Source organism: Streptomyces sp. NPDC050528 (assembly GCF_044457795.1).
Classification (GTDB): domain Bacteria; phylum Actinomycetota; class Actinomycetes; order Streptomycetales; family Streptomycetaceae; genus Streptomyces.
This window is the reverse complement of record NZ_JBITHH010000012.1, coordinates 197,905-222,466: the sequence shown is the minus strand read 5'-3', so window position 1 is coordinate 222,466 and position 24,562 is coordinate 197,905. Positions and strand designations below refer to the sequence as shown.

Annotated in this window: 19 protein-coding genes; 17 read left to right on the top strand and 2 right to left on the bottom strand. The window is 71.1% G+C overall.

The genetic code is table 11. From position 1 onward, the window contains the following. Positions 1–311: 311 nt before the first annotated feature. From ACIBK4_RS36315 to ACIBK4_RS36300, 4 genes are read left to right on the top strand one after another with little or no spacing between them, the layout of a single operon-like run. On the top strand, positions 312–1,568 hold the full coding sequence (locus tag ACIBK4_RS36315) for an aspartate aminotransferase family protein (protein WP_399001829.1): 1,257 nt from the start codon (positions 312–314) through the stop codon (positions 1,566–1,568). Then, complete coding sequence (locus ACIBK4_RS36310) at positions 1,565–4,444, top strand: FAD-binding and (Fe-S)-binding domain-containing protein (RefSeq protein WP_399001827.1); 2,880 nt, start codon at positions 1,565–1,567, stop codon at positions 4,442–4,444. The genes ACIBK4_RS36315 and ACIBK4_RS36310 overlap by 4 nt, the downstream gene beginning before the upstream one ends. Continuing rightward, the gene (locus ACIBK4_RS36305) at positions 4,444–5,928 is read left to right on the top strand and encodes an NAD-dependent succinate-semialdehyde dehydrogenase (RefSeq protein ID WP_399001825.1); all 1,485 of its coding nucleotides are present in this window, start codon (positions 4,444–4,446) and stop codon (positions 5,926–5,928) included. The genes ACIBK4_RS36310 and ACIBK4_RS36305 overlap by 1 nt, the downstream gene beginning before the upstream one ends. Next, positions 5,921–6,910: a D-2-hydroxyacid dehydrogenase gene (locus tag ACIBK4_RS36300; protein WP_399001823.1), complete on the top strand. Its 990-nt coding sequence runs from the start codon at positions 5,921–5,923 to the stop codon at positions 6,908–6,910. The genes ACIBK4_RS36305 and ACIBK4_RS36300 overlap by 8 nt, the downstream gene beginning before the upstream one ends. Before the next feature lie 29 nt (positions 6,911–6,939). On the opposite strand, the gene ACIBK4_RS36295 is transcribed toward ACIBK4_RS36300, so the two are convergent. Continuing rightward, complete coding sequence (locus ACIBK4_RS36295) at positions 6,940–7,686, bottom strand: IclR family transcriptional regulator (RefSeq protein WP_399002194.1); 747 nt, start codon at positions 7,684–7,686, stop codon at positions 6,940–6,942. Positions 7,687–7,828: 142 nt separating this feature from the next. Here ACIBK4_RS36295 and solA point away from each other — a divergent pair, with 142 nt between their 5' ends. The 13 genes from solA (at position 7,829) to ACIBK4_RS36230 (ending at position 21,488) form a co-directional block, all read left to right on the top strand. After that, the gene (gene solA, locus ACIBK4_RS36290; RefSeq protein WP_399001821.1) at positions 7,829–8,962 is read left to right on the top strand and encodes an N-methyl-L-tryptophan oxidase; all 1,134 of its coding nucleotides are present in this window, start codon (positions 7,829–7,831) and stop codon (positions 8,960–8,962) included. Between the two features lie 5 nt (positions 8,963–8,967). After that, positions 8,968–9,948 (top strand): succinylglutamate desuccinylase/aspartoacylase family protein, encoded by a 981-nt coding sequence (locus tag ACIBK4_RS36285; protein ID WP_399002192.1) that lies wholly within the window; start codon positions 8,968–8,970, stop codon positions 9,946–9,948. 131 nt (positions 9,949–10,079) lie between these two features. Further along, the gene (locus ACIBK4_RS36280) at positions 10,080–11,180 is read left to right on the top strand and encodes an ABC transporter substrate-binding protein (RefSeq protein WP_399001819.1); all 1,101 of its coding nucleotides are present in this window, start codon (positions 10,080–10,082) and stop codon (positions 11,178–11,180) included. After that, the gene (locus ACIBK4_RS36275; RefSeq protein WP_399001817.1) at positions 11,173–12,306 is read left to right on the top strand and encodes an ABC transporter ATP-binding protein; all 1,134 of its coding nucleotides are present in this window, start codon (positions 11,173–11,175) and stop codon (positions 12,304–12,306) included. The genes ACIBK4_RS36280 and ACIBK4_RS36275 overlap by 8 nt, the downstream gene beginning before the upstream one ends. Before the next feature lie 2 nt (positions 12,307–12,308). Next, on the top strand, positions 12,309–13,241 hold the full coding sequence (locus ACIBK4_RS36270; protein ID WP_399001815.1) for an ABC transporter permease: 933 nt from the start codon (positions 12,309–12,311) through the stop codon (positions 13,239–13,241). Beyond that, the gene (locus ACIBK4_RS36265) at positions 13,238–14,101 is read left to right on the top strand and encodes an ABC transporter permease (protein WP_399001813.1); all 864 of its coding nucleotides are present in this window, start codon (positions 13,238–13,240) and stop codon (positions 14,099–14,101) included. The genes ACIBK4_RS36270 and ACIBK4_RS36265 overlap by 4 nt, the downstream gene beginning before the upstream one ends. After that, a complete protein-coding gene (locus ACIBK4_RS36260) occupies positions 14,101–15,495 on the top strand; it encodes an aminotransferase class III-fold pyridoxal phosphate-dependent enzyme (protein WP_399001811.1) in 1,395 nt (464 codons plus the stop codon). The genes ACIBK4_RS36265 and ACIBK4_RS36260 overlap by 1 nt, the downstream gene beginning before the upstream one ends. A 26-nt stretch (positions 15,496–15,521) precedes the next feature. Further along, positions 15,522–16,475, top strand: a complete 954-nt coding sequence (locus ACIBK4_RS36255; RefSeq protein WP_399001809.1) for a succinylglutamate desuccinylase/aspartoacylase family protein — start codon at positions 15,522–15,524, stop codon at positions 16,473–16,475. Further along, positions 16,472–17,926 (top strand): aldehyde dehydrogenase family protein, encoded by a 1,455-nt coding sequence (locus ACIBK4_RS36250; protein WP_399001807.1) that lies wholly within the window; start codon positions 16,472–16,474, stop codon positions 17,924–17,926. Before ACIBK4_RS36255 ends, ACIBK4_RS36250 begins: the two co-directional genes overlap by 4 nt. Then, positions 17,923–18,867 (top strand): aldo/keto reductase, encoded by a 945-nt coding sequence (locus tag ACIBK4_RS36245; protein WP_399001805.1) that lies wholly within the window; start codon positions 17,923–17,925, stop codon positions 18,865–18,867. Before ACIBK4_RS36250 ends, ACIBK4_RS36245 begins: the two co-directional genes overlap by 4 nt. A gap of 73 nt (positions 18,868–18,940) precedes the next feature. Next, complete coding sequence (locus tag ACIBK4_RS36240; protein WP_399001803.1) at positions 18,941–19,606, top strand: haloacid dehalogenase type II; 666 nt, start codon at positions 18,941–18,943, stop codon at positions 19,604–19,606. A 13-nt stretch (positions 19,607–19,619) separates the two neighbouring features. Continuing rightward, positions 19,620–20,903, top strand: a complete 1,284-nt coding sequence (locus ACIBK4_RS36235; RefSeq protein WP_399001801.1) for an NAD(P)/FAD-dependent oxidoreductase — start codon at positions 19,620–19,622, stop codon at positions 20,901–20,903. A 141-nt stretch (positions 20,904–21,044) separates the two neighbouring features. Continuing rightward, entirely contained in the window at positions 21,045–21,488 is a 444-nt protein-coding gene (locus tag ACIBK4_RS36230; RefSeq protein ID WP_399001799.1) for a DUF3592 domain-containing protein, read from the top strand. Positions 21,489–21,532: 44 nt separating this feature from the next. On the opposite strand, the gene ACIBK4_RS36225 is transcribed toward ACIBK4_RS36230, so the two are convergent. After that, positions 21,533–24,460, bottom strand: a complete 2,928-nt coding sequence (locus tag ACIBK4_RS36225) for a SpoIIE family protein phosphatase (RefSeq protein WP_399001797.1) — start codon at positions 24,458–24,460, stop codon at positions 21,533–21,535. Positions 24,461–24,562: the final 102 nt, after the last annotated feature.

The following is a 24,562-nucleotide window of genomic DNA, read 5'->3' as shown; positions in this document are numbered from 1 at the left end:
GCGTCAAGCATTCGAATGCGTACGCCGCTGTACGCCGGAGGGACCGACAGGTCACCGGGGTGAGGAGTGGGGGAGGTGAGGCGGTCCGGGGTTGGCCAACACCCTGGTTCAGCGCGCGGCCACCGTCAATGAACACCGTGTTCGCATCGCCACCGGCGGGTTGACAGTGTGTTCCGCGGCCGCGGTCCGGTTGACAGACCGTCCACAGCGGGCGGGCCGGGGGAACACGTTGACCGTTGCCCCTCCCGGCGCACCGCCCACAGGGTGGGAGATGTCCCCCGCACCTCCTCACGTCGTGGGAGAACCGCCGTATGAGCCACCTGTCCGAGCACCTGCGCCAGGCCACACCGGTCGTCGTCGAACGCGGCGAGGGGGTGCATCTCTTCGGTACGGACGGCCGCCGCTATCTGGACTTCACCGCCGGCATCGGCGTCACCAGCACCGGCCACTGCCACCCCAAAGTGGTCGCCGCCGCGCAGGAGCAGGTCGCCACGCTGATCCACGGCCAGTACACGACCGTCATGCACCAGCCGTTGCAGCGTCTCGTCGAGCGGCTCGGCCAGGTCCTCCCCGAGGGGCTCGACAGCCTCTTCTTCGCCAACTCCGGCAGCGAGGCCGTCGAGGCGGCACTCCGGCTCGCCCGTCAGGCCACCGGCCGCCCCAACGTCGTCGTCTGCCACGGCGGTTTCCACGGCCGTACGGTCGCCGCCGCGTCGATGACGACCTCCGGCGCCAAGGTGCGCACCGGGTTCGGGCCGCTCATGGGCGGGGTCGTCATCACGCCGTTCCCGCATGCCTTCCACTACGGGTGGGACGAGGAGACGGCGACCCGCTTCGCCCTGCGCGAGTTCGACCAGCTCCTCCAGACCGTCTCCGATCCCGACGACACCGCCGCGATCTTCGTCGAACCGGTCCTCGGCGAGGGCGGCTACGTCCCCGCCAACTCCGCCTTCCTGCAAGGACTTCGGGAACGCGCCGACCGTCACGGCATCCTGCTCGTCCTCGACGAGATCCAGACCGGCGTCGGCCGCACCGGCCGCTTCTGGGGCCACGACCACTTCGACGTCCGCCCCGACATCCTCATCACGGCCAAGGGGCTGGCCAGCGGCTTCCCGCTGTCCGGCATCGCGGCCTCCGACGAGTTGATGCGAAAGGCCCGGCCCGGTTCGCAGGGCGGTACGTACGGTGGGAACGCGGTCGCCTGCGCCGCGGCCGTCGCCACGCTCGACGTCGTCGAGGAGGAGAGCCTCGTTGCGAACGCCGCCGCCATGGGCGCCCGGCTGCGCGCGGGGCTGGACGAAGTTGCTGCGAAGAATCCCGCGATAGGTGACGTGCGCGGGCTCGGTCTGATGCTGGCGAGCGAGTTCGTGACGGAGGACGGCGAGCCCGACCCCGGAGCGGCAACTCGCGTGATGCGCGCGGCCGTTGAGGAGGGGCTGCTCCTGCTGCCGTGCGGGCCGTGGGGCAACGTCGTCCGTATGATCCCGCCGCTGATCGTCGACGCGGGCTCGATCGACGAGGGGCTGCGCGCCTGGTCGGTCGCCGTCGCGGCGGGCACGGGCGGATGACCGACGCCCGCTCCCTGGTCGACCTGCTGGCCCGGACGGCTCCGGGCCTGGAGGTCGACACGGGGGAGGGGCGGCGCGCACAGTACGCGTACGACGCGTCCAACTACCGGGTGCCGCCCCTCGCCGTCGCCTTCCCGCGCTCCGCCGACGACGTGGCGGCGCTCGTACGGGCCTGCCGCGACCTGCGCATCCCGCTCACGGCGCGCGGGGCGGGCACCAGCATGGCGGGCAACGCGATCGGACCCGGCCTGGTTCTCGACTTCTCCCGCCGCCTGAACAAGGTCGTAGCGGTCGACCCCGAGACCCGCACCGCCGTCGTCGAACCCGGCGTGGTCCTCGACGATCTCCAGCGCGCCGCCGCCCCGCACGGCCTGTTCTTCGGCCCCGACCCGTCCTCCCACAGCCGCTGCACCCTCGGCGGCATGATCGGCAACGACGCGTGCGGGAACCACTCGGTGCGCTACGGCCGGACGGTCGAGCACGTCGAGGAGCTGGAGATCGTGACGGCCACGGGAGTGCGCGCGGTGGCCGGGGTCGGGGGACTGCGCGCGGTCGAGAGCGGGAACGCGGCTGAGATCGCCACGCTGGAAGGCGAGTTGACCCGGCTCGTCGACGACAACCTCGCCGCCCTGCGCACCGAACTCGGCCGCATCCCCCGCCAGGTCTCCGGCTACCAGCTCCACCACCTCCTTCCGGAGCACGGCAGACACACGGCCCGTGCCCTGGTGGGCACCGAGGGCACCTGCGCGATCGTCACCCGCGCGACCGTACGACTGCACCCCGTGCCCGCCGCCACCACACTGCTCGCGCTCGGCTACCGGGACGTCGTGGACGCCGCTTCGGACGTCCCGGCGATCCTGCGCCACCGGCCCACCGCCGTCGAGGGGATGGACGAGGCCATCGTCGCCACCCTCCGCCACCGGCGCGGCCCGCACGCCGTCACCGGTCTGCCCGAGGGCGCCGCCTGGCTTTACGTCGAACTCGACGGCACCGACCAGGCCGACGCCGACGCACGCGCTACCGATGTCCTCGCCGAACTCCGGGCCGGGGAACGGATGGTGGCGGGCCGCGTCATCGACGACCCCGCCGAACGCCGTTCCCTGTGGCGCGTACGCGAGGACGGCGCGGGACTCGCCGCCCGCCTCGTCGACGGCGGCACATCCTGGCCCGGCTGGGAGGACGCGGCCGTCGACCCGCACCAACTCGCCGACTACCTACGGGACTTCCGCACCCTCCTTGCCAAGCACGACTTCACCGGTGTGCTGTACGGACACTTCGGCGCGGGCTGCGTCCACGTCCGCATCGACTTCGACCCCGCGACGCCCGAGGGCGCCGCCGCCATGCGCACCTTCCTGCAGGAAGCCGCCGCGCTGGTCGTCGCACACGGTGGCACCCTGTCCGGCGAACACGGCGACGGCCGCGCCCGCAGCGAACTCCTCGCCACCATGTACAGCCCGCGCATGCGAGCCGCGTTCGCCTCCTACAAGCGGCTGTACGATCCCGACGGCATCCTCAATCCCGGGGTGATCGTCGACCCGGCGGCCGTCGACGCCGACCTCGCGCTGTACCCGATCACCTCCCGTGCGCCGGCCAACTCCCCTTCTCTGCAAGGGGGTTTCACCTTCCCCGACGATCCGGGCGGCCTCGCCGAAGCGGCGAGTCGGTGCATCGGCGTGGGGCGTTGCCGCAGCGACACCGGCGGAGCCATGTGCCCCAGCTACCGCGCCACCCACGACGAACGCGACTCCACGCGGGGCCGCGCCCGGCTGTTGCAGGAGATGCTGCGCGACGGCCCTGGCACCGTCGTCACCGACGGCAGTCGCTCGACGGAGGTACGGGACGCCCTCGACCTGTGCCTGTCCTGCAAGGCCTGCGCCGCCGACTGCCCGGTGGGTGTCGACATGGCGACGTACAAGTCGGAGTTCCTGCACCGGCACTACCGGCGCCGGCTGCGCCCGCTCAGCCATTACAGCCTGGGCTGGCTGCCCTGGTGGGCGGCGCTGGCCCGCTGGTTCGCCCGCCCCGTGAACGCCGTACTCGGTGGACCGCCCGGCCGACTGGTCGCACGGCTCGGCGGGGTGACTACCGAGCGCACTCTGCCGCGCTTCGCCCGACGCCGTGACCTCCGGGCCCAGGTGCCTGCGCAACCGTCGACTCCGGCCGCCGTCCTGCTCGTCGACTCCTTTACCCGGGCCTTCCGCCCCGACGTCGCCGGAGCCGCCGCCCGCGTCCTGGCCGACGCCGGTGTCCCCGCGACCGTGCGCGACGGACTGTGCTGCGGGCTCACCTGGATCAGTACCGGCCAACTCGGCATCGCCCGGCGGGTGTTGACCCGTACTGTCGAACGACTCGACGCCGAGGGCGAGTTGCCCATCGTCGTGCCCGAACCGAGCTGCGCCGCCGCACTCCGCCACGACGCACCCGCCCTCCTCGGCACGGACACCGCACGCCGGGTCGCCGCACGCGTCCACACCTTCTCCGGCGCGCTGACCGAACTGGCCGACCCCGACTGGAAACCCGCGACCGTCCCCGACCGCGTCACGCTCCAGACCCACTGCCACGAGTACGCCGTCTTCGGCGAGACCGCCCAGAGCGCACTGCTGCGACGACTCGGCGTCGGACAGGTCGACGAGGCGAACGGTTGCTGCGGCCTGGCCGGCAACTTCGGCTTCGAGGCCGAGCACTACGACACCTCCATGGCCGTCGGCGCCCTCTCCCTCGCTCCGAAGCTCGCCGCACTCGATCCCGACGCCACCGTCCTCGCCGACGGCTTCAGTTGCCGTACCCAGGCGGCCCATCTGACCGGCCCGGACGGCCCGCAGGCCCGGCACCTGGCCCAACTGCTCGACCCGAACCCGTCCGGAGGAACCCGCTGATGACCACCACCACGTCTACCTCTACGTCTGTCGTCGAGACCGTTCCCAAGCAGCTGTTCATCGGCGGGAGTTGGCAGGACGCGGGCGACGGCGGTCGTTTCGCCGTGGACGACCCGGCGACCGGCGAGCGGCTGTGCGAGGTGGCCGACGCGTCACCGGCCGACGGGCAACGCGCCCTTGATGCGGCGGTGTCGGCGCAGGAGGCCTGGGCGGCGACCGCGCCCCGCGCCCGCAGTGAGATCCTGCGCCGCGCCTACGAGATCATCCTCGAACGGCGGGAAGAACTCGCCCTGTTGATGACCCTGGAGATGGGCAAGCCCCTCGCGGAGGCGCGCGGCGAGGTCGGTTACGCGGCGGAGTTCTTCCGCTGGTTCTCCGAGGAGGCCGTACGGATCGAGGGCGGGTTCACCCGGACCCCGGACGGAGCCAACCGCGTCCTGGTCATGCGGCAGCCGGTGGGCCCCTGCCTCCTCATCACCCCGTGGAACTTCCCCCTTGCGATGGGCACCCGCAAGATCGGACCCGCGATCGCGGCCGGCTGCACCATGGTCCTCAAGCCCGCCCCGCAGACCCCGCTCTCCAGCCTGGCCCTTGCCGGTATCCTCACCGAGGCGGGACTGCCCGAGGGCGTGCTCAACGTCGTGACCACTACCGACGCCGCCGGAGTGATCGAGCCCCTGCTGCGCGGCGGGGGCGTGCGCAAACTGTCCTTCACCGGCTCGACCCAGGTCGGGCGACTGCTCCTCGCCCAGTGCGCCGACACCGTCGTCCGCACCTCCATGGAGCTGGGCGGCAACGCGCCCTTCATCGTCTTCGAGGACGCCGACCTCGACCGGGCCGTCGAGGGCGCCATGGTCGCGAAGATGCGCAACATGGGCGAGGCGTGCACCGCGGCCAACCGCTTCTTCGTGCACAGCGCGCTCGCGGACGCGTTCGCCGAGCGGCTCGCCGAGCGCATGACCGCACTCGCCGTCGGTCCCGGGACCCGACCCGGTTCCCAGGTGGGCCCGTTGATCGACGCCGCGGGACGCGCCAAGGCCGACGGTCTCGTCCGGGACGCGGTGACGCGCGGCGCGAAGGTACTGACCGGCGGTGAAGTCCCGGACGGGCCGGGCCACTTCTATCCGCCGACGGTGATCACCGAGGTCCGCCCGGACTCCGAGCTGATGCGGGCGGAGATCTTCGGCCCGGTTGCCGCGATCCTCACCTTCGACACGGAGGACGAGGTCGTCCGCGCCGCCAACGACACCGAATGGGGCCTGGTCGGCTACCTGTTCACCCGCGACCTCGACCGCGCCCTGCGTGTGGGGGAGCGGCTGGAGACCGGCATGGTCGGCATCAACACCGGCCTGGTCTCCAACCCCGCCGCACCCTTCGGCGGCGTCAAGCAGTCCGGTCTCGGCCGCGAGGGCGGACGGGTCGGCATCGACGAGTTCCTGGAGTACAAGTACCTCGCCATCCCCGTGGTGGACGGCCGTGACTGACCGGCTCGTCGTCCTGCACCAGGGCGTCCTGCCACCGAACGCCGAGCAGATCGAAGCGCTCGCGGAAACGGTGTACGCCACCGAGGAGGAACTGCCGCTCCTCCTGCCGGGCGCGGACATCCTGCTGTGCTGGCACTCCATCACCCCGGCGGTCGCGGCGAGTTGGCCGAAGGACCCGGGCCCGGCCCCCGGCTGGGTCCACGTGGCCGCCGCCGGAGTGGACTCGCTGCTCTTCCCGGCGCTCGTCGAGAACCCGGACGTGGTGCTGACCAACTCGCGGGGCGTCTACGACCGGGCCATCGCCGAATACGTACTCGGCCTGATCCTCGCCCTCGCCAAGGACTTCCCCGGCAGCTGGGAGCACCAGCGGCGTCGTGAGTGGCGTCCCCGCGACAGCGAACGGATCGGCGGCCGCAAGGTGCTGGTCTGGGGGACCGGGCCCATCGGCCGTGCGGTCGCCCGCATGCTGCGCGCGGTGGGTATGCGGGTGTGCGGCGCCGGGCGCACCGCACGTGCCGACGACCCGGACTTCGGGACGGTGCACGAGGGCGTGGGCCTGCGGACCGCGCTGGCCGACGCGGACTACGTGATCCTCGCGGCCCCGCTCACCCCGGCCACCCGTTGCATGGTCGACGCGTCCGTCCTCGGCGCGATGAAACCCGGGGCCCGGCTGGTCAACGTCGGCCGGGGCGGTCTCGTGGACGAAGAGGCGCTCGTCAAGCACCTCGCGGACGGCCGGCTGGCCGGGGCGGCCCTGGACGTCTTCGCGCAGGAGCCGCTGCCCGCCGCCTCACCGCTGTGGGACATGCCCGGCGTGATCGTCTCCCCGCACACGGCGGGCGAAGTGACCGGCTGGCGTGTCGAGTTGGCGGACCTGTTCCTGGAGAACCTCACCCGCAGGGCGCAGGGCCGGCCGCTGCGGAACGTGGTCGACAAGGAGAAGGGCTATGTGAGGGACCGAACCGCCATGGAGCCGTGCTGAGTTCGGGTGCCGACGGTTGCCGCGCGGGCTCACCCTCCCATGCGCCGCCCGGCGATCTCCGCGGCCGTGTCCGCCACCAACTGCCCCCATTCGGGGAGCCGTTCGGCGTCGTACCGCGAGTCCGGCATGGAGACGGCCACGGCGGCGAGAGGCGTGCCGTTCTCGTCGAGGATCGCGGCGGCCAGCGCGCACACGTCCGGCCGGTACTGGTTGCGGTTGACCGCGTAGCCGTCGGTCCGCACGCGCTCCAACTCGGCGCGCAGCAGGTCGGGTTCGGCAGGTGTGGACGCGCTGTAGCTCTCCAGACCGCGGTCGATCAGCTCGTCCACGTCGGCCCTCGGCAGATGGGCGAGGATCGTGCGGCCCGTGGCGGTGGCGTGCAGCGGTGAGGTGTCGCCGATGGTGTGGAACGTCCGTACCGCGTGATCGCAGTCCACCCGGTCCACGACCACCATGCACTGCAACGCGTCCGGCACCGAGAGGTGAATGGTCTCGTTGACCGCGTCCCGTAGCCGGATCATGGGTTCCCTCGCGGCCGCGAACAGACTCGATCCCTGGAGCGCCGCGGGCCGTACGGCCAGCACCCGGGCGCCGATCTCCCAGCGTGTGGTGTCCTTGCGGTTGGCCCGCAGCCACCCCGCCTCGTTCAGTGTGACCAGCGTGCGCTGCACCGTCGACTTGGGCAGTCCGAAGAGCTTGGTCAGTTCCCCCACCGTCACCGGCTGGTGCTGGGCCACCGCCTCCAGAATGCGCAGTGACCTGGTGACGCTCTTCATTTCCATCTGGTTTCCCCCTGTTAATCCTGCGAATGGTCTGACGACAGCCTCTTGACCCCCGTCAACGGCACTGCCATTCTCGTGCCAGATTCTAGCACAGCGTGCCACATAGTGGCACGGTCTCCGAAGAGAGGAACTCCGGGTGGCAGCCAGCAAGCGCGTCGCCGTCGTCGGCGTTGGAACGATGGGCAGCCAGGCCGCCTGGCGCCTGGCGTCCCGCGGAGCCGAGGTCGTCGGGTACGACCGCTTCGCCCCGGGCCACGACCGCAGCGCGGCCGGCGGCGAGACCAGGATCTTCCGCAGTGCCCACTTCGAGGACTCCCGCTACGTCCCGCTGCTCAAGCACGCCGACATCCTGTGGGAGGAGCTGCAGCGGGAGACCGGCCGTGAACTGCGCCGCCTGACCGGCTGCCTGCTCATGGGGCCCACGGAACACCAGCAGATGGCGACCGTCCTGGAGTCCGTCGCCGAGCACGGCCTCGACCACGAGGTCCTCGACACCGAGGCGCTCGCCAAGCGCTTCCCCCAGTTCCGCATCGAGGCCGGCGACGCGGCCGTACTGGACCGCCACGCGGGCTTCATCCGGCCCGAGCTGACGATCCTGAGCGCCGCCCGCCGAGCGGAGGAGCTCGGCGCCCGCATCCACCGCTACACCCCGGTCCGCGAGATCGTGCCGCACGCGAACGGCGTGGAGATCCGCACCGACGCCGGCACCGAACGCTTCGACAGCGCCGTGGTCACCGTCGGCCCGTGGGTGAACGACCTGCTGCCGGACCTGCCCTGGGAGGTGGACATCAGGCGCCTCGTCAACGCCTGGTACGTGCCCACCACCGACGACTGGTCCGGCCAGGAGCGCCCGGCCTTCATCCGCACGGCCCCCACCCACTGCTACGGCCTGCCCTCCCCGGACGGCGTCTCCGTCAAGCTCGGCCTCTCCCGCGCCCTGCACCGTCCGGCCGGCGACCCGAACCGGCTCGAACGGACCGTGGAACCAGGGGAGTTGGACATCTTCACCGAACTCCTGGGCCGGTACATGCCCGACCTGCACCCCGACCCGATCCGCCTCTCCGTCTACATGGAGGGCTACACCGAGAGCAGCCGTCCCCTCGTCGGCCCGCTGCCGGGCCACGACAACGTGGTGCTGCTCGCCGGGTTCTCCGGCCACGGCTTCAAACTCTCGCCCGCCATGGGCGACATCGCCGCGGACCTCGCGCTGGACGATGCCTCGCCGCAGCCCATCGACTTCATCTCCACCCTCGACCGAGCAGACGCGTGAGCGCCATGACCGACGACCTGCTGACTGTGGGCACGCTGAGCGCCGCGCCCGGCACCAAGACCCGCGGCACCGTCCCCGCCGACCTGGGCACCCTCACCGTCGACATCCCGCTGACCCTGGTCAACGGCGCCCACCCCGGCCCCCGGGTCCTGATCACCGCAGGCGTCCACGGCGGCGAGTTCACCGGGATCGACGCAGCCACCCGGCTCGCGGCCCTCCTCGAACCCGCCCTGGTCCACGGTCAGTTGATCATCTGCCCCGTCGCCAACCCCCCGGCCGTCTACCGGGGACGGCTCGGCATCTCCCCGCTCGACGGCGTCAACATCAACCGCGTCTTCCCCGGCGACCCCGACGGCGGCCCCACCGAACGGCTGGCCGCGTGGCTCTTCGCCCACCTGGTGAACGGCGCCGACGCCTACGCCGACCTGCACGCCGGCGGCATCGACGAGGTCCTGCGGAACTTCGTCGGCTACCGCCTCACCGGCGACGTGCGACACGACGCGAGGACCGCCGACATGGCCCGCTCGCTCGGCATCGAGGACATCGTCATCGGCCTCGACACCAAGGGCGGCAACAGCCAGGCCGCCGCCGCCCGCGCCGGGATCCCGGCGATCCTCGTCGAGACCGGCCAACTCGGCGAACGCGACCCGGACGCCGCCCGCCGTCTGGTCGACGGCCTGCACGGGATGCTGCGCCGGCTCGACGTCCTCACCTCCGACGGCAGTGCCGGCGAACCCGTACGCGAATGGGTCTGGGTCGCCGGCGTCACCGCCGAGCAAACCGGCCTGTGGTACCCGGAGTTCACCGCCGGCGACGACGTGACCGAGGGCCAGGTCATCGGCCGCGTCATCGACCCGGCCGACGGCCGGGAACACAAGGTCCACACCCCGGCCGGCGGCCGAGTCTTCTACGGCATGCACGGCCTGACGGTAGCCCCCGGCACCGAACTGGCCGCCATAGCCGTCCCCCGCCCCTCCACCCACTGACACCAGGGCCCGGTAAGGGGCGCGGGGAACCGCGCGACCGGCCACAACGGACCCGCACCGAAGAGAACCACCCCAACCACTCCACCCGCACCCCAGCCCCTCATCACGTACCGCACCACCAGGAGGCCCCGGTGAGAGATGCCCGGATAGACCGCAGAGTGTTCCTGCGCGGAGTCGGCGGAGTGGCCGCAGGCATCGCCGCCACCACGCTCACCGCCTGCGGCACCGGCACCAGCCGGTCCGTCGACAGCGGCGGCAAGAGCTCCAGGACACTCGTCGTGCGCGACAGCGGCGGCACCTACGGCGACGCCAACCAGAAGGCGGTCTACGAACCGTTCACCAAGGAGACCGGCATCCAGGTCAAGGTGGTGAACATCGAGTACGCGCAGATGCTCGCCCAGATCAAACAGGGCCGCCCCCAGTTCGACGTCATCGACGACTCGATGGCCGACTTCGTGCTCTTCAAGCAGCAGGGCGCCACCCAGACACTGGACTACGACCGGCTGAAGAACTCCAAGAACGCCGGCATCGCCAAGTCCCTCCTCACCACCAACGCGATCGGCAAGAACTACTGGGCCAGCGTCATGGCCTACCGCACGGACGCCTTCGGCGGGAGGAAGCCGACCTCGTGGGCCGACTTCTGGGACACCAAGGCGTTCCCCGGCAGCCGCGCGCTCCAGGCCCTGGACGCCGACCTGCCCGAGCTGGAGTTCGCCCTCCTCGCCGACGGCGTGGACCCGGACAAGCTGTACCCCCTCGACGTGGACCGGGCCTTCAAGTCCCTCGACGCGATCAAGGGACACGTCAAGAAGTTCTGGGACACCGGCGCCCTCCCCGGCGTACTGCTGGGCCGCGAGGAGGTCGTCGCCTCCAGCGTGTGGCACGGCCGCCTCGACGCCCTCATCAAGCAAGGCGTGCCGCTCGCCTACCAGTGGAACGGCGCCCGCCGCCAGAGCAACGGGCTCGCCATCCCCAAGGGCGCCGCCAACCTCGACGCCGCCTACCAGCTCATCGACTTCTCGCTGCGGCCCGAAGTGCAGGCCGCCTACGCCGAGTTGTACCCGATGGCCCCGACCGTGCCCGCCGCCTACAAGAAGCTCTCCACGGCCACCGCCGACAACTTGGCAGGCTCCGCCGCCCACTTGGAGTCCGGCTTCGACCTGGACGTCGAGTGGTGGATCAAGAACCAGGACGCCGTCTCCAAGCGCTGGCAGGAGTGGTCGCATGCCTGAACTGGACGTGAAAGCTCCGGTGATCACCCGGCCACCGGACAGCGGCACCGGAAAACCCTTGTCCGTGACGGGACTTCGCAAGACGTACGGCGGTGTCACCGCCGTGGACGAGGTCTCCATGGAGATCGCGGCGGGCGAGTTCGTCACCTTTCTGGGGTCCTCCGGCTCCGGCAAGACCACCACCCTGATGATGATCGCCGGGTTCTGCGAACCCGACTCCGGCAGCATCGTCGTGGGCGACCGTGACGTGACCCGGCTGGCCCCGCAGAAGCGCGGCCTGGGCTTCGTCTTCCAGCAGTACCTGCTCTTCCCGCACATGACGGTCTGGGACAACGTCGCCTTCCCGCTCCAACTGCGCGGAATACCCAAGGCGGAGCTGCGCCGCCGGGTCGGCGAGACCCTGGAGATGGCCGGCCTCGACGGCATGGCCCGCCGCCGTCCGCGCGAGCTGTCCGGCGGCCAGCAGCAGCGCGTCGCCCTGTGCCGGGCGCTGGTCTACCGCCCGCCGGTGATCCTCATGGACGAACCGCTCGGTGCCCTCGACAAGAAACTCCGCGACCAGCTCCAGACCGAGATCAAGCGCATCCAGCGCGAACTCGGCCTCACCGTCATCTATGTGACGCACGATCAGGAAGAGGCCCTCGTCCTCTCCGACCGGATCGCGGTGATGCGGGACGGCCGGATCGACCAGTTCGACACCCCGAGGGAACTCTTCGAGGTCCCGCGCACCCCGTTCGTCGCGGACTTCCTCGGCGCGGCCAACTTCCTTGCCGGCAGCGTCCAGGAGCGGACATCGGAGCACACACTCGTGCGCCTCGACACAGGCGGCCTGCTGAAGGCCCGCCCCCTGGCGGAAGGATCCGGCGGGCGCGTCCGGGGCGCGGTCCAGCCCGGCCGGATCACCCTCTGCCCCGCCGGCGACGGCTTCTGCACCGGGACCGTCGAGACGGTCACCTACGTCGGAACGCTGGTGCGGGTCACGGTCCGCCCGACCGGCGGCGCGGACACCGACGTCGTACGACTGGAGCTCCCCGCCGGGCGGGCCCCGGCGCCCGGTGAACGCGTCGGTCTGACCGCCGAGCCGTCCGACGTCAGCGTGTTCGCCGACGCGGAACACGGGGGGTGAGCATGGCCGGAACCGCTCTCGCCGCGAAGCCGCGGCCGACGCCCACCGCGACACGCGGCCGCATGAACCGTCTGCGCCGAGCGCTGGCCGAACGCCGCACCCGCTACGGCCTGTTGAACGCCGCACCGGTCGTCGTCTACCTCCTGATCCTCTTCGTCTACCCGATCTTCAGCACCCTCCTCCTCAGCCTCAAGGGCGAGGAAGGCGGCTGGACCCTCCACTGGTACGCCGACGCGTTCCAGGGTGCCAACCTGGAGATCCTGCTCACCACCCTGCGGATCTCCGCCGAGACCTCCCTGCTCAGCCTCGTCATCGGCTTCCTGCTCGCCAACGCGGTGACCCGGCTGAAGCCCCTGTGGGCCGGCCTCGTGATGCTGGTCGTGATCGTCCCGCACTTCATCAGCGCGCTGGTGCGCACCTACGGTTGGATCATCCTGCTCGGCGAACACGGCGTCGTGAACAATGTCCTGACGGATCTTCACTTCCCGGGCGCACCCTTCCAGTTGCTCTACAACGAGGTCGGGGTCGTCATCGGCACCACCTCCGTGATGCTCCCGTACACCGTCCTCCTCCTGTACGCCGTGATGCGCGGTGTCGACCGCAGGCTGCTCGCCGCGGCGGCCAGCATGGGCGCGGGACGGATCACCATCTTCCGCCGCGTCTATCTGCCGCTGGTCGCTCCCGGACTGGTCAACGCCGGGGTGCTGTGCTTCATCCTCTGCCTCGGCTACTACCTCACCCCGGCCCTGATGGGCGGTGCGAAGCAGACCATGGTGGCCTCGCTCATCGACGACCAGGTCATGAAGCAGAACCAGTGGAACGGCGCCTCCGCACTCGGTATCGTCCTGCTGCTGCTCACCTTCGCGGGCCTCCTGCTCCTCCGACTCCTCAAGTCGGCGGGCGAGGCGTACCGGAAGCGGGGTACGGCATCATGATCGGCCTCCGTTCCACCCTCGCCGGACGCGTCGGCCTCACCGTCTTCGCCACCCTGATCCTGCTCTTCCTGGCCCTGCCGATCGTCGTCATCGTCGTCACCTCCTTCGGCAACGACGCCTTCGGCTCCTTCCCACCCCACTCCTGGACCCTCGGCTGGTACCGGCAGCTGTTCGCCGACGGCAGCAAGTGGCCGGCCGCCCTCTCCCTGAGCGCCCTGGTCGCCGCCCTGACGACGGTGTTCTCACTCATCCTCGGCGTGACCGCCGCGACCGCACTGGTCCGCAGCGAACTGCCCCTGCGCACCGCGGTCTACGGCCTGGTCCTCGCGCCCCTCGTGATCCCCCAAGTCGTCATCGCCCTGGGCCTGTTCCTGCTCTTCGAGCCTGCCTCGATGCTCGGCAGCCCGATCGCCATCGCGCTGGGCCACACCGTGCTGGCCTCACCCATCGCCGTGATGATCCTCATGGCCACCCTGAAGGGCATCGACGAACGGCTGGAGGACGCCGCGGCCAGCATGGGCGCAGGACGTCTCACCGTCGCCCGGCGCATCACCTTCCCGCTGGCCATGCCCGGGCTGGTCGCCGCCGCCGTCTTCTCCTTCATCACCAGCTTCGACGAGTTCTTCGTCTCCCAGTTCCTGTCCTCCGTGGACACCGTGACCCTGCCGGTCCAGGTGTTCAACGTCCTGCAGTACGACGTCGATCCGTCCGTGACGGCCGTCAGCGCGCTGCTCATCGCGGTCGCGGTCGTGGCCCTCGCACTGGTCGGCGCGGTGCGCCGGCTCGGCGGCTCCGGCAGGCAGGACGGCCTGCTGCCGACGGAGACCACCGTGGGCCTACCCGCCGGAATCGAGACCTGATGACCACCAGCACCACCCGCACCTCGTCAGGCGAACTGTCGGCCTCCGCGTCCCGACACCTGCTGCTGAACATGACCCCCAACGGCTCGGTCGGCACCGACGGCGACAACCTCTTCGTCGTGCAGCGCGGCGAGGGCCCCTACGTCGACGACGCGGACGGCAGACGCTACATCGACGGCCTCTCCGGCCTGTACTGCTGCCAGCTCGGCTACTCCTACGCGGCCGAGTTCGCCGAGGCCGCCGACCGGCAGCTCCGTGAACTGTGCTTCAGCCCGCTCTGGTCCGCCTCCGCCCACCCGACGGCCATCGAACTCGCCGAACGGCTGTCCCGGATCGCGCCCGTCGACATCGAGCACACCTTCTTCTCCGGCGGCGGCGCCGAAGCCGTCGAAACCGCCTGGAAGATCGCCCGCAAGTACCACGCCCTGCGCGGCGACACGGGCCGCACCAAGGCGATCGCCCGCCGCGGCGCCTACCACGGCCTCACCGTCGGCACCCTGTCGCTCACCGACGACCCCGGCCTGAAGGAGCCCTACGGCCCGCCCGCGATCGAGACCCGGTTCGTCTCCCACACCAACCGCTTCGGCCTGCCGGGGGAGTCGGCGGACGACACCGCCTTCACGGCCCGGCTGCTGCGCGAGGTGGAGGACGCGATCCTCGCCGAGGGCCCGGAGACGATCGCGATGCTGATCGCCGAACCGGTGCAGAACCGCGGCGGCTGCATCACCCCGCCCGAGGGCTACTGGCCCGGCCTCAGAACGCTCGCCGACCGCTACGGCTTCCTGCTCGTCGCCGACGAGGTGATCACCGCGTTCGGCCGCCTCGGCGAGTGGTTCGGCGGCGACCGCTACGGCGCCCGCCCCGACATCGTCACCGTCGCCAAGGGCATCACCGCCGGCTACGCCCCCATGGGCGCCACCCTCGTCGGCACCAAGGTCACCGAGGTCCTCAACCGCCCCGGCGCCGTCCTCAACCACGGTTACACCTTCGGCGGACATCCCCTGAGCGCGGCGATCGCCCTGCGCAGCCTCGACATCATGGAACGCGACGGAATCCTGGACAACGTCCGCGGCCTCCAGGACCACCTCGCCACCCGCATGACCTCCCTGGCGGCCCTGCCCATCGTCGGCGACGTACGAGGCACCGGCTTCTTCTACGCCTGCGAACTCGCCGGCGACCTGGACGACGGCGGCTTCAGCGACACCGCCCGCGCCGCACTCGTCGCCGACCTCATACCGCGCCGACTGCGCGAGGCCGGCCTCCTGGCCCGTGTCTACAACCGCGCCGCCCCCCTGGTCCAGATAGCGCCCCCGCTGATCAGCGACCGCGGGCTCCTCGACCGTATCGCCGACATCATCGCCAACACCCTCGACGAAGCGTCCGCCCGCCTGTGACCCCCGCCTCCGAAAGGCAGTAACTCATGTACTCCATCGGTCCGTTGACCGTCGCCCCCGGCGAGCGCGCCCAGGGTCTGATCCCGGTCGGCACCAGCAGCTACGGCGTGGAACTCGGCATCCCGCTGATCGTCGTCAACGGCACCGAGCCCGGCCCGGTGCTCTGCGTCGACGCGGGCGTGCACGGCGACGAGTACGACGGCCAGGAGGCCGTCCGCCGCGTCCTCGCCGAGACCGACCCGGCCACGCTGCGCGGCACGCTCGTCGGCATCCCCTGCGTGAACACCCCGGCCTTCGAGGCGGCCGCCCGCAGCAGCGGCCTCGACCACCTCAACCTCAACCGCATCTTTCCTGGCGACGCCGAGGGCTCGTACTCGCTGCGGCTGGCCGCCACCTTCGTCGAGCAGGTCGTCCCCGCCGTCGACGCCCTCGTCGACCTGCACACCGGCGGCACCTTCGGCGAGATCGCCCCGCTGGTCATCGTCCAGGGCGGCTACGAGGACCTGGCCACCGGCATCGGTCTGGCCGCCGGACACCAACTCGTCTGGAAGGGCGGCAAGTGGGGCGGCACGGTCCGCCACCCCACCCTCGCGGCGGGCAAGCCCGCGATCACGATCGAGGCGGGCGGCGGCACCTACCGCGAGTCGACCGTCGAGCTGCACATGAACTCGGTGCGCAACATCATGCGCCAACTCGGCATGACCGACGGCCGGCCCGAACTGCGCGACACCTACACGGCGGTCACCGGAACCTTCGCCCGCTCAGCGGCGGGCGGCTTCTTCGTCGGACACGCCGACCCGGGGGAGAGCTGCAAGGAAGGCGACCTGATCGCCCACGTCGTGGACCACTACGGCAACACGGTGGAGGAGGTCCGCGCCCCGCAGGACGGCATCGTGCTCTGGGTCCGCCGGATCCGCACGGTCCACCCCGGTGACGAGGTCGTCATCTTCGGCACGGTGGAGGGGGAGATCCGGCCATGAGTGACGACACGCGGCTGCTGGTCGTCGACGGCAAGCAGATCCCCGCTGCGGACGACCGCACCTTCACTGTCCTCGACCCGTCGAACGGAACGGCCATTGCCCAAGTGGCGTTGGCCGGCCCGGCAGACGTGGACCACGCGGTGGCCGCGGCCCGTGCGGCCTTCACCGCGCCCGAGTGGGCCCGGATGCGCGCCGCCGACCGGGGTCGGCTGCTGAACCGCATCGCCGGAGCGATCCGCGCCGACTGCGAGCGACTGGCCCACCTGGAGAGCCGCGACGTGGGCAAGCCGCTCGGCCAGGCGAAGGCCGATGTCGAGGCGGCCGCCCGCTACTTCGAGTTCTACGCGGGCGTGGCCGACAAGCTCGGCGGCTCCACCATCCCGCTCGGCCCCGGCCTGATCGACTACACCGTCCGCGAACCGATCGGCGTCTCCGGACAGATCATCCCCTTCAACTACCCGCTCCAGAACACCGCGAGGGGCTCGGCCCCGGCACTCGCCGCAGGCTGCACCGTCGTCCTCAAGCCCTCTCCCGAAGCACCCCTCACCCCGCTGGAGATCGGCCGTATCGCCCTCGAATGCGGCCTCCCGCCAGGGGTGTTGAACGTCCTCCCCGGCGACGGCGAGACCGGCGCCGCCCTCGCCGGACACCCGGACATCGACCAGGTCACGTTCACCGGCTCGGTGCCGACCGGCATCAAGGTCGCCCAGGCGGCGGCGGCCAACGTGGTGCCTTCTGTAGTGGAGTTGGGCGGCAAGTCACCCGTCGTCGTCTTCGCCGACGCGGACTTCGACCTGGCCCTGGGCGCCGTCGCCGGCTCCGCCTTCGGCAACGCCGGACAGACCTGCTCGGCCGGCACCCGGATCCTGCTGCAACGCGGCGCCGAGGAGTTCCTCGACAACCTGGTCGCCCACGCCGCCTCGCTGCGCCTCGGCCCGGGCCTGGACGACCCCGACGTCGGACCCCTGGTGGCCGCCCGTCAACGCGACCGTGTGCAGGGCTACTTGGACCTGGCCCGGCAGGAGGGCGCCGACGTACGCACCGGCGGCGGCGCCCCCGCCGACCCCGCGCTCGCCGACGGTTACTACATCGAGCCGACCGTCCTCACCGGCCTCACGAACCGGGCCCGTTGCGCCCGCGAGGAGATCTTCGGCCCCGTCGTCACCGTCATCGACTTCGACGACGCCGAGGAAGCCCTCGCGATCGCCAACGACACTCCGTACGGCCTTGCCTCGTACGTCTGGACCCGCGACATCGACAAGGCGCTGCGCATGGCCGAAGGCATCAGGGCGGGCCAGGTCTACGTCAACGCCACCGGAGTCGGCACCGGCATCGAGCTCCCCTTCGGCGGCTACAAGCACAGCGGTTGGGGCCGGGAGAAGGGCCTGGAGGCGCTGGCGAGCTACACACAGACCAAGAACGTCTGCATCGGATTCGGGAACGGGTCATGAGGTACCGCACCCTCGGCGAGCGCGGGCCGACCGTCTCGGTGGTCGGCCTCGGCGGCAACAACTTCGGCTCCCGACTCGACGAGGAGGCCACAACTGCCGTGGTCCACGCGGCACTCGACGCCGGCGTCACCCTGTTCGACACGGCCGACATGTACGGCGGCTCCGGCGAGAGCGGGGCAGTGCGCGGCGACGGCGAACGCCTCCTCGGCGCCGCCCTCAAGAGCCACCGCGACGACGTCGTCCTCGCCACCAAGTTCGGCATGGAGATGACCCCCGACGGGGAAGCCGCCCGGCTCGGTCCGCGCGGCTCCCGCCCCTACATCCGGTACGCCGTCGAAGCCTCCCTGCGTCGCCTGGGCACCGACCGCATCGACCTGTACCAGTACCACGAGCCCGACGGCGTCACCCCGCTCGACGACACGATCGCGGTCCTGTGCGAACTCGTCGCCGAAGGCAAGATTCTCCATCTCGGCTGCTCCGGCCTCCCCGCCACACAGCTCACCGACGCCTTCGTCAGCACCCAGGCCCGCTACCACCTCCTCGACCGCGGCGCCGAGACCGACCTGGTCCCCGCCTGCCTGCGCACCGGCGTCGGCCTGCTGCCGTACTACCCGCTCGCCAACGGCCTGCTGAGCGGCAAGTACCGGCGCGGCGAACAGCCCCCGCCCGGCAGCCGCCTGTCCTGGCGGCAGGGCTGGCTCACCGACGCGGCCCTCGACCGTGCCGAGGCGCTCGCCGCGTACGGCACCGCACGCGGACTGACCCTGCTCCAGGTGGCCGTCGGCGGACTCGCCGCGCTGCCGGCCGTCGGCTCGGTGATCTCCGGTGCGATGACCCGCGAGCAGGTCACCGCCAACGCGACGGCGGCCGACTGGATCCCCGACGCGACCGACCTCGCGGCACTGGACGAGATCGTGCGCCCCGGCGAGCAAGTCGTCTGACCCCGAAGCCCCCTCACTGAGGTCCGCTCCCCGAAGTCCGTCCCCCGAACTCCCTGAAACGAGGCTGCACTTCATGCGAGAGATCGTCACCTTCGACGCCTACGGCACCCTGGTCGACTTCCAGCTCGGCCCGACCACGCTCAAGGTCCTGGCCGACCGGCTCGACCTGGACGGGCTGGACGTCGACGAGTTCCTCGACGACTTCCGTGTCATCCGCTTCCAGGCCGTCCTGGAGCCCTACCGCCCGTACCACGAAGTCCTGCACTCCAGCCTGCGGATGGCGATGCGCCTGCACGGACTGGAGTACCGCACATCCGACGGCGACGCCCTCGTCGAGGCCGTACCGACCTTCGGCCCCTTCCCCGAAGTCCCGGACGCCCTGCGGGCGTTGAAGTCCCGCTACGAGATCGCCGTCATCTCCAACACCGACGACGAACTGATCGCGCGGAACATCGCCAACATCGGCGTCGAGTTCGACCACGTCATCACCGCCCAGCAGGCGAAGGCGTACAAGCCGGACCGTCGGACGTTCGAGCACGCCTACCGGACCATCGGCGTCGACCCGTCCCAGGTCATCCACACCGCGCAGGGCTGGGAGTACGACCTGATCCCCACCCGCGACCTGGGCCTGAAGCGCCGTGTGTGGATCAACCGCTACGGCCGCCCCGGCAGCACCGCCTACCAGCCGTACGACGAACTGCCCGACCTGTCCGGCCTGCCCGCCCTCCTCGGCTGCTGAACAGGAGCCCCGCATGAAGCAGATCCCGTACTGGCTGGACACCGCCCCGCCCCTGCCCGACCGTTCGGGCAAGGACCTGCCCGAGTCGGCCGACGTGGTCGTCATCGGTGGCGGCCTGACCGGCCTGTCCACCGCCTACCACGCCGCCGGCAAGGGCGCCGACGTCGTCCTCGTCGAGAAGGACAAGATCGGCTCCGGCGCCTCGGGGCGCAACGGCAGCATGTGCACGCAGGGCATCACCATCGGCGTGGGCGAGGCCCGCAAGCGCTACGGGCAGGACCGCGCCCGCGAGTTGTACGACGCGTTCCGTGAAGCCGTCGACGTGGTCGAGGAGTTGACGCAGAAGGAGCAGATCGCCTGTGACTTCAACCGCTCCGGCCGCCTCGGAGTGGCGTACAAACCACAGCACTTCGAGGCGATGAAGGCCACCCAGCGCGACCTGGCCGAGAACTTCGACCACGACACCACGTTGCTGAGCCGCAGCGACCTGCGTACCGAACTCGGCTCGGACTTCTACCACGGTGCCCTGCTCGACCCGCTCAGCGCGGGACTGCACGTCGGCAAGTACGTCCACGGCCTCGCCGAAGCAGCCGAACGCGCCGGCGCGCGGATCCACGAACGCAACGCGGCCACCGGCCTGACCCGCCTGCCGAGCGGCGGCTTCCTGGTGGAGACCCTGCACGGCACCATCCGCGCCAAGCAGGTCATGGCCGCCACCGACGCCTACACCGACAAGGCGATGCCCTGGTTCCGCAAGCGGCTGATCAACGTCGGCAGTTTCGTCGTCGTCACCGAGCCGCTCGGTGAGGAGCGCGCCCGCGAACTCATCCCGAACGCCCGTCTGGTGGTCGACTCCAAAAACATCGGCCACTACGTCCGCCTCACCCCGGACCACCGCCTGGCCTTCGGCGGCCGGGCCCGCTTCGCGCCCTCCAACCCGGCCTCCGACGTCAAGAGCGGCGACGTCCTGAAGCGCGAACTGGCGGAGATCTTCCCGCAGTTGACCGACGTCCGGATCGACTACGTGTGGGGCGGCAACGTCGGCTTCTCCTGGGACCGCATGCCGCACGCGGGCGAGGAGAACGGCCTGTACTACTCCATGGGTTACTGCGGCCACGGCGTCCAGATGGCCAGCTACATGGGCCGGGCGATCGCCGAGGTCATGGACGGCCACCCGGAGGCCAACCCCCTGCGCGGCCTCGGCTTCCCGAAGGTCCCCGTCCCCTTCTACAACGGCACCGCCTGGTTCCTGCCCTTCGGCGGCGCCTACTACAAGGCCAAGGACCGGCTGCGCTGAGCGTGTCCTGCCGATGGGACGCGAGTCCGCATTTGTACGTGGTTCCACCGATGACACACGGGTATGACCTCCCAGACTTGTGGCATCGGCCTGGAGCGGCGGTGGTGTGCCGTCCGAGTGCCATCGGGAAGGAGTCTCGAATTGAGCTGGTTCCTGCCTCTGGTGGGGCTGTGGGCTGCGTGCGTGGCCCTGGTCACGGTGGTCGCGGTGCTGATGCGGATACGCCTCTCGTTCGTGCGGCCCCATCTGAAGGACACCACCGGGGTGGTGGTCGAGCAACGGTGGGTCTCCGGGGACGAGAGCGACCCCGAGGGTTACGTGCCGACACTCGAATTCACCATCGAGACGGGCCGGTTGGTGCGTGCCAAGGCGAAGGGGAAACCGAAGAGCTTTCCACCGGAGGAGGGCATTGAGCTGCCCGTGCTCTATCGGCGGGACCGCCCCGACACGTGGTGCTACCTCGGCAACCTGGCCGACTACGAGAGTGAAGCGACCATCGGTGTCGGGGAGATGGTCCTGGGCACGGTCGTGGCCACCGGTCTGTTGCTCGGGCTGATCGGCCTGGTGGCGGTTCTGTGGCCATAGGGGCGGTCGGCCGAGCGGCGGCCTGAGCGCTCACGACGGGTCTGTCAGTCCTCGTCGCCGAAGGCCAGCGCGTCGAGGTCTCCGGTGAAGTCCTCCATGTTCGGGAACGCCAACTCCAGGGCGTCGGACGGCAGTTCCTGCCCGACGCCTGACGCGTGCAGCGCCTGCTCCGTCCAGATGCACTTGCCCGTCGGCGTGTAGCGCGTGCCCCAGCGCTGGGAGAGGGCGGTGACCAGTTGCAGGCCGCGGCCGCCCTCGTCCGTCTCCGTGGCGCGGCGGATCCGGGGCATCGTCAGGCTGCCGTCGAAGACCTCGCAGATCAGCTCGGCGCCGTGCAGGAGACGCAGGCTGACCGGGCCCTTGGCGTGGCGTACGACGTTGCCGACCAGCTCGCTGGCCAGGAGTTCCGTGGTCGGGGTCAGGTCCTCCAGGCCCCAGGTGCGCAACTGCTCCCGGACGTGACGGCGGGCCTGGCCGGCCGCGCGCGGGTCCTGGGGGAGCGGCCAGGAGGCGATCTTGTCGCTGGTCAGGGCGTGGAGGCGGGCGACGAGGAGCGCGGCGTCGTCGGCCGTCGAGTGCTCGGCGGGGAGCAGGCCCGCGGTGAGCGTGTCGCAGAGGTCCTCCAGGTCCGCCTCCGCGCCGGACTCGGTGCGGTGCGCCGCGCTCAGGAGACGGGCCAGGTCCGCCATGCCCTCGTCCATCTCGCGCTTCGACGACTCCACCAGACCGTCGGTGTAGAGCACGAGGAGACTGCCCTCCGGCACCTTCAACTCGACTGTCTCGAAAGGGGGTTCAGCCGCGCCGAGGGGCGGGTCGGCCGACAGCTCCGGGAAGTGCACGGTGCCGTCCGGGTGGACCACCGCCGGTGGCGGATGACCTGCGCCGGCGATGGAACAGATCTGGGTCGTCGAGTCGTAGAGCGCGTACAGACACGTCACGTACGACTCCTCGCCCATGCCGGCGACGAGTTCGTTGAGGTGGCTCATGATCTCGTCGGGCGGCAGCTCCAGGTCGGCGAGGGTGTGCAGGGCGGTGCGCAGGCGGCCCATCGTCGCCGCCTCGGGGAGGCCGTGGCCCATGACGTCGCCCACCACGAGGGCGACTTGGCCGCCGGAGAGCGGGATGATGTCGTACCAGTCGCCGCCCACGTCCATGCCCTGGCCCGCGGGAAGGTAGCGGGCGGCCGCGGTGCACGCGGGCAGCTCGGGCAGGGCCCGGGGGAGCAGGCTCCGCTGGAGTTCGCGGGAACGGGTGTGCTCGGCGTCGTAGAGCCGGGCTCGTTCCAGGGCCTGGGCGACGAGGGCGCTGATCGTGGTCAGCAGGGTGCGTTCCTCGTCGGTGAGGCGGCGGGCGCGGTCGAAGGCGACGACGCAGACGCCGAAGGTATGGCCGGAGGCCGTCAGGGGCAGGAACGCCCACGCCTCCTTCCCCGCCCGTTCCGGTCGGGCGGCCAGCTCGGGGTAGTGGGTCGCGTACTCCTCGACCGAGGAGAGGAACAGCGGCAGACCGGACGCGATGACGTCCCAGCCCGGCTCACCGGGTGTCCGGACGCGGCCGTCGACGGTGGCCAGGAAGGCCTCCGGGTAGCCGTCCGCGCCGACGGTGTGCAGCCGGTCGCCCTCGATGGCCTGGACGAGGAGTCCGGCGGCGGCGAACGGCGGCAGCACCCGGCGGGCGACCGCGGCCACCACGTCCTGCGAGGTCGTCGCCTTGGCGAGGGCGGCCGTCAACTCGCCCATCCGGACCGCGCGTCGGGCCGCCGAGAGCTCGGACGCCCGGCGCTCCTCCTCGTGCTGGCGCTTCTCGGTGACGTCGGTGAGATAGAGGGTGACTCCGTCGGGACCCGGGACCAGCCGCAGGTGGTGGCGCCGGCCGGTGCCCTCCAACTGGGCGTCGAAGCCGACGGGCGTCTCCTCGGCCGCGGCCCTGCGGCAGCGGTCCTCCAGGCCGGGGACGTTCCGCACCGTGGGCAGCTCCCACAGCAGGCGTCCGAACAGCTCCTCCTCGGACAGGCCCAGCGTGCGCTCCGCCTCCAGGTTGGCGAAGGTGATCCGCCACTCGTCGTCCACCGCGAGGAAGCCGTCGCTCATGTGGCGCAGGGCACGGCTGAGCGCGTCCCGGGCGGTCCGGGACTCGTTGCTCTCCCAGCCCACGCCGATCATCCGGAGGGGCTCGCCGTGCTCGTCGTAGGTCGCCAGGCCGCGGGCCCGGGTCCAGCCGTACGTGCCGTCCAGGCGCCGTACCCGGTACTCGGCCTCGAACACGCCGTGCCCGCGGATCGCCCGGTCCACCGCGTCCAGCGTCGGCGCCAGGTCGTCGGGGTGGACGCAGGCCATCCAGTTCTCGACCCGGGCGGTGTAGTCCTCGGGTCTGGTGCCGTAGAGCTCCAGGGCCGCCTCGTCCCAGATCAGCTCGCCGCCGCGGATGTCCCAGTCCCAGGAGCCGACACTGACCTCCTTCAGGGCCTGCCGAAGCCGGTCGCGGTTGCCGCTGGGCTCCGGCTGGAAGGGCCGCGAGGGCGGCGGTGCCTGGCGCATGCGCTCCTCGGTCCAGGCGACCAGGTCCCGGAGGAAGGTCCACTGCTGCGGGGTGGGCTCGCCCTGGTCCCCCATGAGGACAGTGAGGGTGCCGATGCTGCGGTCCCCGCCGGACACCGGTACGGCGGCCAGACCGGTGCCGGGCCAGGTCAGATCCTGCTCCGTGGACACGGGCACCCACACCCCGCTGCCCCGGTGCAGGGCCCGGGCCGGGGCCGTCGGGCCCTCCTGGTCGATGATCTCCCACGGGCGGGTGAGGGCGGGCGGCAGACCGGTCGACGACACCAGCCGCAGCGCGGACATCGGGCCGCGCAGATGAATCGCCCCACCGAGCGCGCCCAGCTCGCCCACCGCGTGCTGCAGTGCCAGCCGGAAGACCTCGCTCTCGGTGACGCCGGGGTCCACGGTGCCGAGCAGAGCCAGACGTGCGTTCATACCGTAAATTTTACCGTTCCCGCCTCACATAACGCGGTGCTGCGCAGGACTCTCACCTTTGACTCCCGCTCTCGCACAGGGCTCTCAACAGGCAGCGGTCCA

Coding starts and splice junctions, on each gene's coding strand:
- ACIBK4_RS36240 (WP_399001803.1), top strand. CDS start 18,941: ATGCGAGAGATCGTCACCTTCGACGCCTACGGCACCCTGGTCGACTTC.
- ACIBK4_RS36245 (WP_399001805.1), top strand. CDS start 17,923: ATGAGGTACCGCACCCTCGGCGAGCGCGGGCCGACCGTCTCGGTGGTC.
- ACIBK4_RS36310 (WP_399001827.1), top strand. CDS start 1,565: ATGACCGACGCCCGCTCCCTGGTCGACCTGCTGGCCCGGACGGCTCCG.
- ACIBK4_RS36295 (WP_399002194.1), bottom strand. CDS start 7,686: ATGAAGAGCGTCACCAGGTCACTGCGCATTCTGGAGGCGGTGGCCCAG.
- ACIBK4_RS36285 (WP_399002192.1), top strand. CDS start 8,968: ATGACCGACGACCTGCTGACTGTGGGCACGCTGAGCGCCGCGCCCGGC.
- ACIBK4_RS36235 (WP_399001801.1), top strand. CDS start 19,620: ATGAAGCAGATCCCGTACTGGCTGGACACCGCCCCGCCCCTGCCCGAC.
- ACIBK4_RS36250 (WP_399001807.1), top strand. CDS start 16,472: ATGAGTGACGACACGCGGCTGCTGGTCGTCGACGGCAAGCAGATCCCC.
- ACIBK4_RS36270 (WP_399001815.1), top strand. CDS start 12,309: ATGGCCGGAACCGCTCTCGCCGCGAAGCCGCGGCCGACGCCCACCGCG.
- ACIBK4_RS36305 (WP_399001825.1), top strand. CDS start 4,444: ATGACCACCACCACGTCTACCTCTACGTCTGTCGTCGAGACCGTTCCC.
- ACIBK4_RS36275 (WP_399001817.1), top strand. CDS start 11,173: ATGCCTGAACTGGACGTGAAAGCTCCGGTGATCACCCGGCCACCGGAC.
- ACIBK4_RS36260 (WP_399001811.1), top strand. CDS start 14,101: ATGACCACCAGCACCACCCGCACCTCGTCAGGCGAACTGTCGGCCTCC.
- ACIBK4_RS36225 (WP_399001797.1), bottom strand. CDS start 24,460: ATGAACGCACGTCTGGCTCTGCTCGGCACCGTGGACCCCGGCGTCACC.
- ACIBK4_RS36315 (WP_399001829.1), top strand. CDS start 312: ATGAGCCACCTGTCCGAGCACCTGCGCCAGGCCACACCGGTCGTCGTC.
- ACIBK4_RS36255 (WP_399001809.1), top strand. CDS start 15,522: ATGTACTCCATCGGTCCGTTGACCGTCGCCCCCGGCGAGCGCGCCCAG.
- ACIBK4_RS36265 (WP_399001813.1), top strand. CDS start 13,238: ATGATCGGCCTCCGTTCCACCCTCGCCGGACGCGTCGGCCTCACCGTC.